Source organism: Ruegeria sp. HKCCD9138 (assembly GCF_057220975.1).
Genome location: NZ_JBWVAZ010000001.1, coordinates 192,956 through 207,115 on the forward strand (window position 1 = coordinate 192,956; position 14,160 = coordinate 207,115).

Consider the following 14,160-nt stretch of genomic DNA (forward strand, 5'->3'; position numbering starts at 1 on the left):
TCGTCAGTATCTGGTGCGGATGCAAAAGCCCGGATGATGCGTCATGCGCGCAAATGCCATCGGCTGCCCGTCCTTCCAGGTGGTGCGCTCTAGCTGGATCATGGACGTGCCGGTCGTGGTTCCCATGTACTCGGCCAGCCGACTGTCGGCCGAGATCGCGCAGAACGCGATTTCCGCTTCGGTAAAAGGGGCCGCGTGCAGCAACCATTCATGCGGGCCGCTATTGCTCAGGTCGGCGTGTTCGACATCGGGTACGGTTTCGATATTGATCCAACGCTCTTCAAGCTGGAACGGTCGATTGTCTGCGTAGTGCATACAAATCACGTGCAACACGCGAGCGTCTGCTTCGACGTTGAGCTGCGAAGTCAGCCAGCCGGGGCTGTAGACAAGATTGCGTTCGACCAATGCATACCGGTATGTCGAGTTCTGGTTCTCAACCGCTTGACGGGCCAGAGAGATCTCCAGTTTCGCCTGCTTCCGGGGCTCTTTCTTGACACGGGTTCCGCTTTTGCGCTTGCGCTCGACAAATCCCTGCTCGGCCAGTTCGCGCAGGGCGCGGTTTACTGTGGCGCGCGCGCAATTGAATTCTTCGGCCAACTGCGTTTCGGTGGGCAAAAGGGATCCCTGCGGCCACACGCGTGCTTCGATCCGTCTTTTGACCTCGTCCCGTACAACCTGAAAACTAATCCGTTTGTGCGCAGTCACGTGCAGCAATACCTTTTCTAGTTCAAAGTGTGCTTATCTGGTCAGAAACACGCCATGGTGTAAAGAGAGGGTGACACTATTTGGCGTCATTTCTTCACTTTGTGGCGCTGGAAATATCAAAATAATACCGATGGTTACCGTTGACCCAAGGTCAATATTCCCGTTTCGATCATCTTTACCTTCGCGACCGGAGGGTGCAGAAACGTGGAAACGTCAGGAAAGGACAGAAGATGCCTGCATTGCTGGAACATGTTGACCCCGATGGCCTCGAAGAATTTTCGGTTGTCTTCACGGACCGCTCCCTCAACCACATGTCAGCGAGCTTTCAGCAGGTGATGCGTGATATCTCGGGATTGCTGCGCGAGGTGTACAACGCTGACGGGGTGGCGGTCATTCCGGGCGGCGGTTCATACGCAATGGAGGCCGTTGCCCGGCAGTTCGCACGCGGGGCCAGTGTTCTGGTCGTGCGCAACGGTTGGTTTTCCTATCGCTGGAGCCAGATCATCGAAACCGGGGGCCTGACAGCGAAGGCAACTGTTCTGAAGGCGCGTGAGACCGGGAATAGCAGCCCATCCCCTTTTGCCCCCGCACCGATTGAGGAGGTCGTGGCGACCATACATGAGCAAAGGCCAGACATCGTTTTTGCGCCACATGTAGAAACCGCCGCCGGTGTAATACTGCCCGACGACTACGTTTCAGCCATGGCAGCTGCAGCGCATGAAGTCGGTGCCTTGATGGTGTTGGACTGCATCGCCTCGGGCTGTGCCTGGGTCGATATGAAAGCGAGTGGTGTGGACGTCTTGATATCCGCTCCGCAAAAGGGATGGAGCGCCTCACCGTGCGCCGGTTTGGTGATGTTGTCGGATCAGGCCGAGGCCCGACTGGCAGAGACAACGTCGGACAGCTTTGCAATTGATCTCAAAAAATGGCGGCAGATTATGCAGGCCTACGAAAACGGTGGGCACGCCTATCACGCGACGATGCCGACCGATGCGTTGCGCGCGTTCCGCGATACGATGGTCGAGACACGGGATTACGGATTCGACAAACTGCGTGACGCGCAATGGGCGCTGGGCGCTGGTGTCCGCGCGATGCTCGGGGACAAGGGCATCATATCGGTCGCAGCTGATGGGTTTGGCGCACCGGGCGTTGTGGTCAGCTACACGTCCGATCCCGAGGTTCAAAGCGGTAAGAAATTTGCTGCGCTGGGTATGCAGATCGCGGCTGGTGTTCCGCTGCAATGTGACGAGCCCGAGGGGTTCAGCACGTTCCGTCTGGGCCTGTTCGGTCTCGACAAGCTGTATGATGTGGAGGGCACCATTGCGCGCCTGAAACGTGTCTTGGACCAGGTGCTGTAATGCTCGGTGAGCCTCAGCGCACGCCGAGGCCCATCTGCATAAGCGTTTTTCGCACCGGTGGCAGAGAATAGAGCGCGTTCAGCCCCATGGCCCGTGCATCCCGCAGCGGTCGCGCCTCTATCATCGAGGCGCGGTTCAACAGGTCGATTCCTTTGACACGCAGCGCGATCTCGTTATGACGCGCCTTGTGATACGCCTCGAGCATTTGCGCGTCTCCCAACCCGTCCGGGCGCGCTTGCGCCAGGTCCAGCAGACTGCGCAGATCGCCGAGCGACATATTCAACCCCTGCGCCCCGATCGGAGGGACCACATGGGCGGCTTCGGCCATAAGGGCGACACGCTCAGCCGAAAGGCGCTCGGCCGACTGGCTGATGATCGGCCAGATTGTCCGGCGTGAGGCCAGTTTCAGCGGGCCGAACAACCCGCAGGACCGTTCCGTCATCTCGGCCTCGAAGGACTCGGGGTCCAGGTTCAGAAGGTCGACGGCGCGGGGACCTCGCTCCATCCACACGATGGCCGACGAGGGCCGCCCCTGCCAATCGGGCAGCGGCACCAGCGTGAAAGGTCCACCGGAGCGGTGAATCTCGGTCGAGACATTGTCATGCGGAATCGGGTGGGTGACGGCAAAGGCCAGCGCTTTCTGCCCGTAACGTGTCGTGTGAACGTTGATACCAGCAGCTTCGCGCATGGGTGAAGCCCGCCCGTCTGCAGCCACCACGAGCTTGCAGCGAATGCGGGAACCGTCGCTGAGACCCACGCGCGCCTCGGCGGTGCGGGTGAACAGGTTGACGGTGCCGGTGCCCGGCCGGAAATCGACAGTTGGCAGCTCGGCAAGTCGCGCCACCATCTCGCGCCGCAACAGCCAGTTTGGCAGGTTCCAGCCAAAGGGCTGGTCGGAAATATCCGAGGCGTTAAAGTCGCGCACGACACGGGGTTCAGGTACGTCTCCGCCCGCATCCACAATGCGCATGATTTGAAGCGGCGCAGCATGCGAACCCAACCGCTGCCACAGGCCGCATTGCTCCAGCAGCCCGCGGGCTGGTTGAAGAAACGCCGTTGTCCGCAAGTCCGAACCGTCAGCATCCCGTTCGGTGACCGGTGGGGCGGGATCGACGCAAATCACGTCAAATCCGGCGGCTCCAAAGGCGGCAGCGGCAGTCAGCCCAGCGATGCCGCCGCCGGAAATCAGGATGTCACAGGTGTCAGTCATGGCGCAGGTCTCCGTTCCCGGCAGAACCTAGTGCCGATCAGTGCGCTGCGCCAAGTGACATCCTGTCCCGCGTCTCATCCGCGCGAAATCAGGATCAGGAGGATGAACATCATCGGCACCATTGCCAATGCAGGGATGTACAGGCCGGGCAGCCCGAACAACATCACCGAACAGCCCCACATGCTGACGATCGCCGCCGCGGTGTAATACCAGTCTTCGGCTGCACCGTTGGCCGCATCGCGGGCCAGCCAGCCAAAAACGGGGATTGCAAACAACAGGCGCTGCCAGATGGGCAGGCGCCGAGGCATCTCGATCGCGCTCATGGGGGTCTCCGTTCTGTTCGTCGCAAAACGGCATATAGGAGCTATGCTGCAGGTGCAGAATGAGCAGATCGTCGCAGTGTGACAGGCTACCGCAGGCGGGCCAGAAAGCCGGTCAGATCGTCGGTGTGGTGGTGAATGTGATCCGCCTCGTGCCGATCCGGAGCCACGTGGACAGTGCGCATTCCCATCTCGTGCGGGGCGGCCAGATTGCGCGGGTCATCCTCGAACATGGCGGCGTTTTCCGTCTGGATACCGTCCTGGGCAAACACCGTCTCGAACGCCGCCTTTTCGGGCTTTGGGCGGTAGCCAGCATGTTCCACGCCATAGATCGCGTCGAAAAGGCCGCTCAGGCCACGCGCCGCCAGAACACGCTCGGCATAAGGGGCCGAGCCATTGGTGTAGACGATCCGCCGACCGGGCAGCGCGCGGATATGATCCGCCAATGCGTTGTCAGGCTCCATATGGCTCATGTCCACCTGGTGCACCGCATGCAGATAGGGGGTGGGGTCAAGATCGTGTTCTGCCATAAGACCGGCAAGCGTGGTGCCGTATTCACGCCAATAGTGGCTGCGCAGCCGGTCAGCCTCGGGGCGATCCACGCCAATGGCCTGAACGACGTAGTCCGTCATCAGCACCTCGATCTGATCGAAAAGACGCATATGAGGCGGGTAGAGCGTGTTGTCGAGGTCGAACACCCACTGGGTGACGTGATCAAAGGCCTGTTTCACCATGATCTTGGTTTAGGCTGGCTGGGGACGGTTTTCAATGCCTGCTCTTGATCGTTGGCCCTAGTGACGGATAGACATGTCCGAACGAGGAGACAAAGACCCCATGCCCCATACCAAACAGTCCAACAGGGACGCTTACAGCCTGATACTCGAAGCCATTGACGTGGGCGTGTACAAACCGGGCGATCGTCTTGTCGAGAGCGAATTGGCCGAACGGTTCGGCGTGTCGCGCACGCCGATCCGCGAGGCGTTGCAGCGGCTTGAGACGCAATCGCTGCTGGAACGGGACGGGCGGTCGCTGATTGTGGCGTCACTGGATCATAACCAGATGGCCGAGCTGTATGTGGTGCGGCGCGAGCTTGAGGGGCTGGCGGCGCGGTTGGCAGCCCGTCATGCAACCGAGGAAGAGATAAAGGTGCTCAAGGACATGGTTGCGGCGGATGACGCGCTGGTCGACGACCCGTCTGCCTTGTCGCGCGCCAACCGGCGGTTTCACGAGCAGATCCACCTGGCCTCACACAACCGGTATCTTGTGCAGCAGCTGGACCTTGTGCATCGGACGATGGCACTTATGGCGACGACTTCGCTGGCCGTTCAGGGGCGGGGTGAAATCGCGCAAAGTGAACACAAGAAGATCGTCGATGCAATCGCGGCCCGCGACGAAGATGCCGCGGCGCACGCACTGAAAGACCACATCTCGATCGCTTTCATGACGCGCCTGAAGCAGGACGCGGTGCAGCGCGAGAAATAAGGCGATTGGCGGTCGGCATTTCCTCGGTCGCGTGGCCGTGTTGGGTCTTGTCCCAGAAGAACGGTTTGACCGCCAGCTCCCAAAGACCCTTGTAGGCCGCCAACACGCCCAACGGAAAATACAATGCCATCGTCGGAACCCATGGGATCAGGAAGCGCCTGTTCCCCGCCGCTACTCCGAGACCACCGACCAGGCAGTTGGCCGCCTCGGCGAGCAGAAAAAGGTAGAGGCAGGCCGTTAGTATTCCGGTGGGAACAATGCCCTGAAATGGGTGTGAGACCCCCAGAAAAGCCAGCCAAAACACCCAAAGCACCGGGGCCAGCAGGAACTGACCAATGGTCCCGAGAAAAAAGGCCTGGACACCCAGGAACCTTAGAATCCCCAGGTCGCGCAGCAATCTCCATGGAGATCGCATATGCACCAGATAGGTAACCATGAACCCTTTGAGCCAGCGTGAGCGCTGTTTGACCCAGGGCCAGGCGCGAAAGTTCGCCTCTTCATAGGTGGCCGTGTTCACGATTTCGGTCCGGTAACCCGCGCGGCACAGGCGCACACCCAGATCGGCGTCCTCGGTTACGTTGTGTGCGTCCCAGCCGCCTAGCTCCAGCAACTTGTCGCGGCGGAAAAAGAATGTTGTGCCGCCCAAGGGAACGACCAGACCCAATCGGGCAATTCCGGGCAGAATAACGCGGAACCAGCCACTGTATTCGATGGTGAAGCAGCGCGACCGCCAGTTGGTGCGCGGGTTGTAGTAATCCAGCGCGCCCTGCAGGCAAACAACGTTGTCAGGCGCATTGGCGAAGTGACGGACAACCGTTTCGATCTGATCCGGAACCGGGGCGTCCTCGGCATCCCAAACGCCTAGAATCTCACCCCGGCAAAAGTCCAACGCATAATTCATGGCTCGGGGTTTGGTCGTCAGCTTGCCGCGCTCGGGAACTTCGACAACGCGGATCCAGCTTGGCAGGCTCACATCACGTAAGGCTGCGCGGGTCACGTCGTCCCGTTCCTCAAGAACAAGGATCACGTCCAGCAGCGCTTTGGGGTAGGTCAACCGCTGTAGCCGGGCAATCAGGGCATCGGCGATCTCCTTCTCTTGGAACAGAGGGACCATGATCGAAACGCAAGGCAGGCGGGGCGGGGCACTCGACTCCGGTTCCGGTGGGGCCGGCTTTGGTGACAGGTATGCAATCAGGCCCGCCAAACGAAGAAACAGAAACATCACAAGCGTCAGCACCGTTACTCCAAACAAGAAGGCCAGCCCAATATGCGGCAGAGCCGCCATTGCGCAGCAAAGGATCAACAGCAGAACCACCGGAACCGACCGCGAGCGGGCCGTCCATGTGCGGCAGCTTTGTGCTTGGTCAACGCGTGCCTCCGCCGCCTGAGCTAATGGTTGCGCAAATACACACGCAATCGCTGCGTCGATCTGGTCAGTTCCGGCCAGAACAGGAACAGCTGAATGACCACAATCGCGCAGCGCCGCAGCCACAGGGTCGAACCGGTCCGGTCGCGACGTGGCTACCAGCAGCAAAGGTCCAATACGTGTCCAAGGAATGGCGTTGTGCTCCAACCAGAACTCTGCGGGTTTGATCGCACAAAGCTCCGGGTCAGGCGACGTTTGCGTGAAATCTGCAATTTGTAGTCCGCTTTGGTCAGACAGTGCCTTAAGTACGTCCTGCCGGTTGGCCCAGCCCTCACCCACCAGGATTTCGCCCAAGGGTGCTTTTTGCCGGTGTTGTTTATTCAGGGCCGCCGACAATTGCTGTGGTGTGATGATGCCTTGCTCCAGCAAGCAAGTGCCCAGTGGCTTTCGGGCGTCGGGTCCAGGAACGGGGAGAACCGGAGCCAGACGTTGAAAATTCAGTTCGACCATGAAGAAACCCTGCCGCCCGTGTTGAGCGACAGGGTTGTCAAAACAGGGTTAACGTCAGGTTAACGCTGAAGAATTGGGGGCTTAGGCCCGAGCCTTCCTGCCTGCCATGGCATCTGCAAAGCGTTCGAACAGATAAAAGCTGTCCTGCGGTCCGGGCGAAGCCTCTGGATGGTACTGCACTGAATAGACCGGGCGATCGGTCATGCGGATTCCGCAGTTCGAGCCGTCAAACAGCGAGCGATGTGTCTCGACGACACCATCAGGCAGGGACTGCGCATCGACGGCAAAACCATGGTTCATCGAGGTGATCTCGACCTTGCCGGTCTCAAGATCTTTGACGGGGTGGTTGGCGCCGTGATGGCCGTGGTTCATCTTGACGGTCTGACCGCCAAGGGCCAGTGCCAGCATCTGATGACCCAGGCAGATGCCAAAAATGGGAAGTTCGGTAGTGTCCAGGACTTCTTTGATCATCGGAACCGCGTATTCGCCGGTTGCGGCCGGATCGCCCGGACCGTTGGACAGGAACACGCCATCGGGCTCATGCGCCAGAACCTCGGCTGCCGTTGCGGTTGCGGGCAAGACAGTCACGTCGCAGCCTGCCGAGGCGAGGCAACGCAGGATGTTGCGCTTGGCGCCGAAATCCAGCGCGACAACTTTGTGAACCGGTGCTTCCTGTCGCTGGTACCCGTCAGGCCAGGCCCAACGCATCTCATCCCAGCGGTAGCTTTGGGTGCAAGTGACGTCCTTTGCCAGATCCATGCCTTCCAACCCGGCAAATCCACGTGCAGCGGCAATCAGGGCTTCAATGTCGAAATTGCCGTCCGGATCATGAGCCAAAGCTACATGCGGTGCACCTTGTTGTCGGATCGCGCGGGTCAGGCGGCGGGTATCGACGCCGCCGATTGCGATGCGACCGCGGCGCGCCAGCCAGTTTTTCAGTTCTTCGGCCGAGCGCCAGTTGGACGGCTCGGTCGGGTCCCATTTCACCACCATGCCCTCGGCCACTGGATCACCGGTCTCGTCATCCTCGGGGTTCACACCGACATTGCCTATATGCGGGAAAGTGAAGGTTACGATCTGGCCGGCATAGGAAGGGTCGGTCATGATCTCCTGATAGCCTGTCATTGCTGTGTTGAAACACAGCTCGGCCACGGTCTGGCCGGTTGCGCCGAACCCGTGGCCGTAGAACAGGGTTCCGTCGGCCAAAGCCAGACATGCGGTGGGCTTGGACGGGGCGTTCTGGGCCATGGCGCGACTCTCCTGCAGGGTAAATCGGCGCATTCCTAAGGGGGATACGTCGCAGGGTCAAGTCTGTTCAAATTTTGGGCTATTGTTGATTTTCAAAGACTTAGCGCTATTTGTACCCTGTTGTATCGTGCTTTTTGTTTCGATATGTTCGGGGTTCCGTTGCCATGGGGATGGACAGACCAAATGGATATGCGATCAAGGGTGAATGCCGCCCTGAAGCAAGCAATGAAAGACAAGCAGGCCGAGCGCCTGTCGACACTGCGCCTGATTAATGCCGCGATCAAGGACCGTGACATAGCCGCGCGCGCCTCGGATAATGAAGAGGCCAAGGGCTGTGGCGACGCAGAGGTGCTTGAAATTCTTGGAAAAATGACCAAGCAGCGCAAGGAAAGCGCACGCGCCTACGAAGAGGGCGGTCGACTGGATCTGGCCGAGCGCGAGATGCAGGAAGTTGCCGTCATCGAGGAGTTTCTGCCCAAGCAGCTGGACGAAGACGAGGTTGCCAAAGCCATTCAGACGGCCATTACTTCCACTGGTGCGGGATCGATCCGCGACATGGGCAAGGTAATGGGTGAGCTCAAGACACGCTACACAGGTCAGATGGATTTCGGCAAGGTGGGGCCGATGGTCAAGGACCATCTGTGCGCAGCTTCAAACGGCAACTGACGACGGATTACTGCGCGGCGGGATCGCGCAGTTTTTGCGTTAACTCGTCGTAAAGTGCGATGCGTTCGTCTTCGGACAGAAACGCCCCGATTTCCACTTCGCGCCCTTCGCCGATCAGGGTGACGTAGTTTGGAACGGGGCCACCGGTTTCGTGCATTTCCGGGCGCGCCCAGTGGCGGTTGCAGGACCACTCCAGATCGCCGGTTCGTGGGTTGTGATGAACCAACCGGGCCTGGCTTTGGCTGAGCGTCAAAATTTCGAATACGCTACGCGCGCGGTAGTTCATTTCCAAGGCCAGCCAAAGGCCCAGAACGGTGATAAGCAGGAACGGCAGAAGCCCCCACAAAAGCACCGAGCCCAAAACGGCCAGCAGAGGAATCAATCCAAACAGGAACACAGCCAGAATGACGCCCATCGCCGCACGCGGGGGCAGAGAATTATGTGGCCAAAGGCGCAATTCCTGCTCGGCTTCTGAGGTGTGTTTCCAACGATAGGGCATAGCTGTCAAATATCGCAACGCGGCCCAATGTCGAAGGAATAATCGTCAGACGACGTGGCCAACTTTGGCCCATGACAGGGCATCCTCCAGCCGGTCATCCCCCCAGAACACTTCGTCCCGGACAACAAAACTGGGAGCGCCGAAAACACCCAGTTTGATTGCAGTCTCAGTTTCGGCCTCAAGCGCCTCGATTGTGTCGGGGCTGCGCGCGCGGGCAAGAACCAGCCTCGGGTCTTCCTGACAGCGATGCAGTGCCTCTGAGATCGCCTGTTCCCCGCCGGCTTCAACCCCGTCCTCGAACCAGATGCGGTACAGTGACTGGGTAAAGGACTTGCCCCAGCCTTCCGTCATGCCCAGCAACGCAACCTGGTTGGCAAGCGGAAGGTCAGAGATCGGGTAAGGCGCGGGCAGCTTGGCGTGGATCTGGTACTTGGCGGCCCGGCGTTCAATGTCACGCCACATATAGGCCGATTTTATCGGTTTGCCGGCAAAGGGGATGTTCTGTTGCGCGGACATGACGGCCCGGACATTGAAGGGCCTCCAATGAACGCTGACACCATTATCGTCGCACCATCCGTCCAGCCGCATGATGGTCAGAAAGCTGTATGTGCTTCCTATAGAATACCAAAAATCGATTTCGGGCATGGACTGAGCCTCCGTCTGGCCGGTTCATTGCCCGAAACAGGATAGCCGATTTTTGTCGCTCTGGCGACCAACGCGCGGGTTCCGACGTTTCCTCAAAGAAAAACCCCGCCACTGGGGCGGGGTTTTGGACTCTATCTTAGTGGGATCAGTGCGCGTGGCCCTTGTCCCAGTCTTCCTGCTTCGGCAACTGCTCGAAAGTGTGCTCGGGCGGTGGCGAGGGCAGGGTCCACTCCAGCGTGTCCGCGTATTCGTTCCAGTAGTTGTTCTGGGTCACGCGTGCGCCACGGAACAGGGCGTAGAACACAATGCCGAAGAACAGCAGGAACGAGGCGAACGAGATGAACGCGCCAATCGACGAAACATAGTTCCACAGGGCAAATGCCTCGGGATAGTCGATGTAGCGGCGCGGCATGCCCTGACGGCCCAGGAAGTGCTGCGGGAAGAAGGTCAGGTTGGCGCCGATGAAGAACAGCCAGAAATGAACCTTGCCCCAGAACTCGGAATACTGGCGACCAGTCATCTTGCCGAAGTAGAAGTATACACCGGCAAAGATCGCGAAGACGGCACCCAAGCTCATCACGTAGTGGAAGTGCGCAACCACGTAGTAGGTGTCGTGATAGGCGCGGTCCACACCGGCCTGGCTCAGTACAACGCCGGTCACACCACCAACTGTGAACAGGAACAGGAAGCCGAAGGCGAACAGCATCGGCGTTTTGAACTCGATGGAACCGCCCCACATCGTTGCGATCCAAGAGAAAACCTTGACGCCTGTCGGAACCGCGATGACCATCGTGGCCAGCATGAAATAGGCCTGCTGGCGCAGCGACATGCCGACGGTGTACATATGGTGCGCCCAGACGACAAAGCCCAAAACACCAATTGCGATGATGGCCCAAACCATTGGCAGGTAGCCAAAGATCGGCTTGCGCGAGAAGGTCGCGATCACATGGCTAATGATGCCGAAACCAGGCAGGATCACGATGTACACTTCCGGGTGTCCGAAGAACCACAGGATGTGCTGATACAGAATCGGATCGCCGCCACCGGCCGGATCAAAGAAGGTGAAGCCGAAGTTGCGGTCCATCAGCAGCATGGTGATCGCGCCTGCCAGAACCGGCAGCGACAGCAGAATCAGCCACGAGGTGACGAAAATCGACCAGCTGAACAGCGGTACCTTGAACAGGGTCATGCCGGGGGCACGCATGTTCAGGAAGGTCGTGATCATGTTGATCGCGCCGAGGATCGAGGAGGCGCCCGATACGTGCACGGCGAAGATCGCAAGGTCCATGGACATGCCGCCTTCGGTCGTCGACAGCGGCGGGTACAGAACCCAGCCCACGCCCGAACCAAGCTGGTCGTTACCACCGGGGCTCAGCAGCGAGGCGACGCCCAGCGACGTGCCAGCGACGTACAGCCAGAAGGACAGGTTGTTCATCCGCGGGAAGGCCATATCCGGCGCGCCGATCTGCAACGGCATGAAATAGTTGCCAAATCCACCGAACAAAGCCGGGATGACCACAAAGAACATCATCAGAACACCGTGATAGGTGATCATCACGTTCCAAAGGTGTCCGTTAGGGGTGCATGGGTCGGCCATGAAGCCTTCTAGGCACATGTACTGCACACCTGGGTGCATCAGCTCGAGCCGCATGTAGACGGTCATCGCCACCGAGATGAACCCGGCGATGGCCGAGAAGATCAGGTAGAGAATCCCGATGTCCTTGTGGTTGGTCGACATGAACCAGCGCGTGAAAAATCCGCGCTGGTCTTCATGCTCGTGACCATGAATGGCTGCGTCTGCCATTTAGGTGCCTCCTGTTACAACTACACCGCGCAGTCGGACCTCTCCAACGCGCGGGATTCCTGCTGGTTTTAGAATGCGAGGGGGCGACCTTCAATGGCCGAGTTTGATCTGGATCAAGATTAATTGTCGCGGGGCGACGTTTGCCCAGCGGATTTTGTCACAGATGCGGGGTATCTGTGCATTGTCCGCCAAGTTTCAAGAGGCGCGTCGTCGAACAAAAAAACAACCTTGACCCTTGGAGGGCAGGGCCGCAGAAAATGGAGAAATCTCAGGACCGGAGAACGAAAAATGACCGCCTATGATCCCGAAAACATCTTTGCCAAGATTCTGCGCGGGGAAATCCCGGCAACACGCGTTTACGAGGATGACGAGACGATGGCGTTCATGGATATCATGCCACGTTCCGACGGGCACCTTCTGGTGATCCCCAAGACACCCTGCCGGAACATACTGGATGCGTCGTCCGGGCAATTGTCCGCCGTGATGACCACCGTTCAAAAGCTGGCGCGTGCCACCAAGGCGGCGTTTGACGCGGATGGTGTCACAATCCAGCAGTTCAACGAGGCAGCGGGCGGGCAGGAGGTCTTTCACCTGCATTTCCACATATTACCGCGCTACGAAGGTGTTGCCATGCGTCCGCCCGGCAACATGGGAGATTTCGACCTGATTGCCGAACAGGCCGAGAAAATCCGCGCGGCTTTGGCCTGAACCGCCCTTAATGCGACCCATCGCAGGCGTCGTGATCTCCAAACGCGTGCAACACGGCGCATACATGGTCGTGCTGCCCGTCACAGGCCGCGGTAATGCGCGCAAGTTCTTTTTCAAGCCGCTTCAGCTGCTGAATCCGATCGCGCAGATCGGCAAGTTGCCTCTGCGCGATATCATGAGCATGGTCCAGATCCGCACCCTGCGCGCCTTCCAGTGTCAATAGGGCCTCGATATCCGCCAGCGGCAGTCCCAGATCCCGGGTGTGGCGAATGAACTGCAGGCGCCTCAGCGAAGCTTCGTCATAGCGGCGCTGGTTGCCGGCCGTCCGTTCCGGCTGCGGCAGCAGACCCTTTTCTTCATAAAACCGGATCGTGGGAACCTTGACCCCGGTGCGACGGGAAAGGTCGCCAATCGACAACATTTTGTGGAAACCTCTTGAACCTCTAGTGACTAGAGGAATTACCTTGCGGTTAGCGAAGAAACAAGAAGACAATACCTATGCCACAACAGCATTCTCACGTGGGACATTCCCACAACCATATCGATCCTCATGCTGGCGACGCCCGGGTCGCCTGGGCCATCGCTGTAAACATGTTCCTGACATTGGCACAGATCGTAGGTGGTATTCTGTCCGGCTCATTGGCGCTGATCGCGGATGCGTTGCACAACTTTTCGGACGCCATAGCCCTGATCATTGCATTCTTCGCCCGCAAGATCGCGCGGCGCCCAGCCGACCCTCGGATGAGCTTTGGTTACGGTCGTGCTGAGGTCGTCGCTGCCCTGATCAACTACACCACATTGATCGTTTTGTCGGTTTACCTGCTTTATGAAGGCGTTATGCGGTTCGTCCAGCCGGAACCGGTCAATGGTTGGATTGTGTTCTGGATTGCCGGTATCGCCCTGATCGTTGACCTGATCACGGCCGCGCTGACTTACGCTATGGCCAAAGACAGCATGAATATCCGGGCTGCGTTCATTCACAACGTGGCTGACGCATTGGGATCGGTTGCCGTTATCATAGCTGGCGCAGCGGTCATCTTGTTCGGCTGGACCTGGGTTGATCCCGCAGTCACGATCCTGATCTCGGTCTATATCTTATGGCACGTCAAATCAGAGGTCGGAGAAACGATACGGGTACTGATGCTGGCTGCCCCGCCTGACTTGGAGCCTGAAAGCGTTGCTGTAGCAATTGAAAGTGCCGATGGCGTCGCAGATGTGCACCACATCCACCTGTGGAGCATGCAGGAAAATGAGCCGGCATTGACGGCTCACTTGGTTATCGTGGCAGAGGACTGGTCACGCGCGGCGGACATTCAGGCTGCCGTCAGGCAAATGCTGCAAGAACGCTTTGCCATCGGTCACACGACGCTGGAACTGGAATATTCGGATCGGGCCTGTTTGGAACCGATGCGATTTGGGCATTTGGAAAAGCACCGGCCCTAAAACGAGAATTGCCGTTCCGATATGGGGTCGGAACGGCAGACTCGTAACCAAAACACTTCTCGGATTTCTCGGGCTCTGCCCGGTTCACCGGTTAACACACCACTCACTCTTGAACGGTCATTACATACTACGTGGTTCCCAGCGGCTTGTATCGGGGGGACGTGAAGAAACCCTGAATTTTACGCTAATTAGGGTT

15 protein-coding genes are annotated in these 14,160 nt (G+C 58.8%); 5 read left to right on the plus strand and 10 right to left on the minus strand.

The annotated features are described in order from the left end of the window. Positions 1-3 precede the first annotated feature (3 nt). A complete protein-coding gene (locus tag AC2TEL_RS01005; RefSeq protein ID WP_480842310.1) occupies positions 4-705 on the minus strand; it encodes a histidine utilization transcriptional repressor HutC in 702 nt (233 codons plus the stop codon). A 230-nt stretch (positions 706-935) separates the two neighbouring features. Here AC2TEL_RS01005 and AC2TEL_RS01010 point away from each other — a divergent pair, with 230 nt between their 5' ends. Then, entirely contained in the window at positions 936-2,063 is a 1,128-nt protein-coding gene (locus AC2TEL_RS01010; RefSeq protein ID WP_480842308.1) for an aminotransferase class V-fold PLP-dependent enzyme, read from the plus strand. Positions 2,064-2,076: 13 nt separating this feature from the next. On the opposite strand, the gene AC2TEL_RS01015 is transcribed toward AC2TEL_RS01010, so the two are convergent. The 3 genes from AC2TEL_RS01015 to AC2TEL_RS01025 all read right to left on the minus strand — a co-directional run bounded on the left by AC2TEL_RS01015 (position 2,077) and on the right by AC2TEL_RS01025 (position 4,327). Next, complete coding sequence (locus AC2TEL_RS01015) at positions 2,077-3,273, minus strand: UbiH/UbiF family hydroxylase (protein WP_480901452.1); 1,197 nt, start codon at positions 3,271-3,273, stop codon at positions 2,077-2,079. 74 nt (positions 3,274-3,347) lie between these two features. Further along, positions 3,348-3,596, minus strand: a complete 249-nt coding sequence (locus AC2TEL_RS01020; RefSeq protein ID WP_480842304.1) for a hypothetical protein — start codon at positions 3,594-3,596, stop codon at positions 3,348-3,350. Between the two features lie 86 nt (positions 3,597-3,682). Then, positions 3,683-4,327, minus strand: a complete 645-nt coding sequence (locus AC2TEL_RS01025) for a pyrimidine 5'-nucleotidase (protein WP_480901453.1) — start codon at positions 4,325-4,327, stop codon at positions 3,683-3,685. 100 nt (positions 4,328-4,427) lie between these two features. Between AC2TEL_RS01025 and AC2TEL_RS01030 the strand changes: the two genes are divergently transcribed. Further along, a complete protein-coding gene (locus AC2TEL_RS01030; protein WP_480842301.1) occupies positions 4,428-5,075 on the plus strand; it encodes a GntR family transcriptional regulator in 648 nt (215 codons plus the stop codon). Here AC2TEL_RS01030 and AC2TEL_RS01035 read toward each other — a convergent pair. Both AC2TEL_RS01035 and carA read right to left on the minus strand, forming a co-directional pair. After that, positions 5,032-6,951 carry a glycosyltransferase family 2 protein gene (locus AC2TEL_RS01035; RefSeq protein ID WP_480842299.1) on the minus strand — a complete coding sequence of 640 codons (1,920 nt, stop codon included), beginning with the start codon at positions 6,949-6,951 and terminating at the stop codon, positions 5,032-5,034. The genes AC2TEL_RS01030 and AC2TEL_RS01035 overlap by 44 nt on opposite strands. An 81-nt stretch (positions 6,952-7,032) precedes the next feature. Continuing rightward, positions 7,033-8,199: a glutamine-hydrolyzing carbamoyl-phosphate synthase small subunit gene (gene carA, locus AC2TEL_RS01040; protein WP_480842297.1), complete on the minus strand. Its 1,167-nt coding sequence runs from the start codon at positions 8,197-8,199 to the stop codon at positions 7,033-7,035. Positions 8,200-8,382: 183 nt separating this feature from the next. Between carA and AC2TEL_RS01045 the strand changes: the two genes are divergently transcribed. Next, positions 8,383-8,865 carry a GatB/YqeY domain-containing protein gene (locus AC2TEL_RS01045; protein WP_480842295.1) on the plus strand — a complete coding sequence of 161 codons (483 nt, stop codon included), beginning with the start codon at positions 8,383-8,385 and terminating at the stop codon, positions 8,863-8,865. 7 nt (positions 8,866-8,872) lie between these two features. On the opposite strand, the gene AC2TEL_RS01050 is transcribed toward AC2TEL_RS01045, so the two are convergent. The 3 genes from AC2TEL_RS01050 to ctaD form a co-directional block, all read right to left on the minus strand. Next, a complete protein-coding gene (locus tag AC2TEL_RS01050) occupies positions 8,873-9,364 on the minus strand; it encodes a DUF2244 domain-containing protein (protein WP_480901456.1) in 492 nt (163 codons plus the stop codon). Positions 9,365-9,409: 45 nt separating this feature from the next. Beyond that, positions 9,410-10,009, minus strand: coding sequence for a DsbA family protein (locus tag AC2TEL_RS01055; protein WP_480842290.1), 600 nt, complete (start codon positions 10,007-10,009; stop codon positions 9,410-9,412). Between the two features lie 145 nt (positions 10,010-10,154). Further along, positions 10,155-11,813, minus strand: a complete 1,659-nt coding sequence (gene ctaD / locus AC2TEL_RS01060) for a cytochrome c oxidase subunit I (RefSeq protein ID WP_480842288.1) — start codon at positions 11,811-11,813, stop codon at positions 10,155-10,157. 288 nt (positions 11,814-12,101) lie between these two features. On the opposite strand from ctaD, the gene AC2TEL_RS01065 reads away from it, so the two are divergent. Beyond that, positions 12,102-12,521, plus strand: a complete 420-nt coding sequence (locus tag AC2TEL_RS01065; RefSeq protein WP_480901457.1) for an HIT family protein — start codon at positions 12,102-12,104, stop codon at positions 12,519-12,521. A 7-nt stretch (positions 12,522-12,528) separates the two neighbouring features. Here the strand turns inward: AC2TEL_RS01065 and AC2TEL_RS01070 are convergent, their stop codons facing one another. Next, a complete protein-coding gene (locus AC2TEL_RS01070) occupies positions 12,529-12,942 on the minus strand; it encodes a MerR family transcriptional regulator (protein WP_480901459.1) in 414 nt (137 codons plus the stop codon). A gap of 77 nt (positions 12,943-13,019) precedes the next feature. Between AC2TEL_RS01070 and AC2TEL_RS01075 the strand changes: the two genes are divergently transcribed. Further along, a complete protein-coding gene (locus AC2TEL_RS01075) occupies positions 13,020-13,964 on the plus strand; it encodes a cation diffusion facilitator family transporter (protein ID WP_480901460.1) in 945 nt (314 codons plus the stop codon). The last annotated feature ends 196 nt before the right edge of the window (positions 13,965-14,160 follow it).

Excerpts from the sequence above, each read along its gene's own strand:
- AC2TEL_RS01010 (WP_480842308.1), top strand. The coding sequence starts at position 936 with ATGCCTGCATTGCTGGAACATGTTGACCCCGATGGCCTCGAAGAATTT.
- AC2TEL_RS01015 (WP_480901452.1), bottom strand. The coding sequence starts at position 3,273 with ATGACTGACACCTGTGACATCCTGATTTCCGGCGGCGGCATCGCTGGG.
- AC2TEL_RS01020 (WP_480842304.1), bottom strand. The coding sequence starts at position 3,596 with ATGAGCGCGATCGAGATGCCTCGGCGCCTGCCCATCTGGCAGCGCCTG.
- AC2TEL_RS01025 (WP_480901453.1), bottom strand. The coding sequence starts at position 4,327 with ATGGTGAAACAGGCCTTTGATCACGTCACCCAGTGGGTGTTCGACCTC.
- AC2TEL_RS01030 (WP_480842301.1), top strand. The coding sequence starts at position 4,428 with ATGCCCCATACCAAACAGTCCAACAGGGACGCTTACAGCCTGATACTC.
- AC2TEL_RS01035 (WP_480842299.1), bottom strand. The coding sequence starts at position 6,951 with ATGGTCGAACTGAATTTTCAACGTCTGGCTCCGGTTCTCCCCGTTCCT.
- carA (WP_480842297.1), bottom strand. The coding sequence starts at position 8,199 with ATGGCCCAGAACGCCCCGTCCAAGCCCACCGCATGTCTGGCTTTGGCC.
- AC2TEL_RS01045 (WP_480842295.1), top strand. The coding sequence starts at position 8,383 with ATGGATATGCGATCAAGGGTGAATGCCGCCCTGAAGCAAGCAATGAAA.
- AC2TEL_RS01050 (WP_480901456.1), bottom strand. The coding sequence starts at position 9,364 with ATGCCCTATCGTTGGAAACACACCTCAGAAGCCGAGCAGGAATTGCGC.
- AC2TEL_RS01055 (WP_480842290.1), bottom strand. The coding sequence starts at position 10,009 with ATGCCCGAAATCGATTTTTGGTATTCTATAGGAAGCACATACAGCTTT.
- ctaD (WP_480842288.1), bottom strand. The coding sequence starts at position 11,813 with ATGGCAGACGCAGCCATTCATGGTCACGAGCATGAAGACCAGCGCGGA.
- AC2TEL_RS01065 (WP_480901457.1), top strand. The coding sequence starts at position 12,102 with ATGACCGCCTATGATCCCGAAAACATCTTTGCCAAGATTCTGCGCGGG.
- AC2TEL_RS01070 (WP_480901459.1), bottom strand. The coding sequence starts at position 12,942 with ATGTTGTCGATTGGCGACCTTTCCCGTCGCACCGGGGTCAAGGTTCCC.
- AC2TEL_RS01075 (WP_480901460.1), top strand. The coding sequence starts at position 13,020 with ATGCCACAACAGCATTCTCACGTGGGACATTCCCACAACCATATCGAT.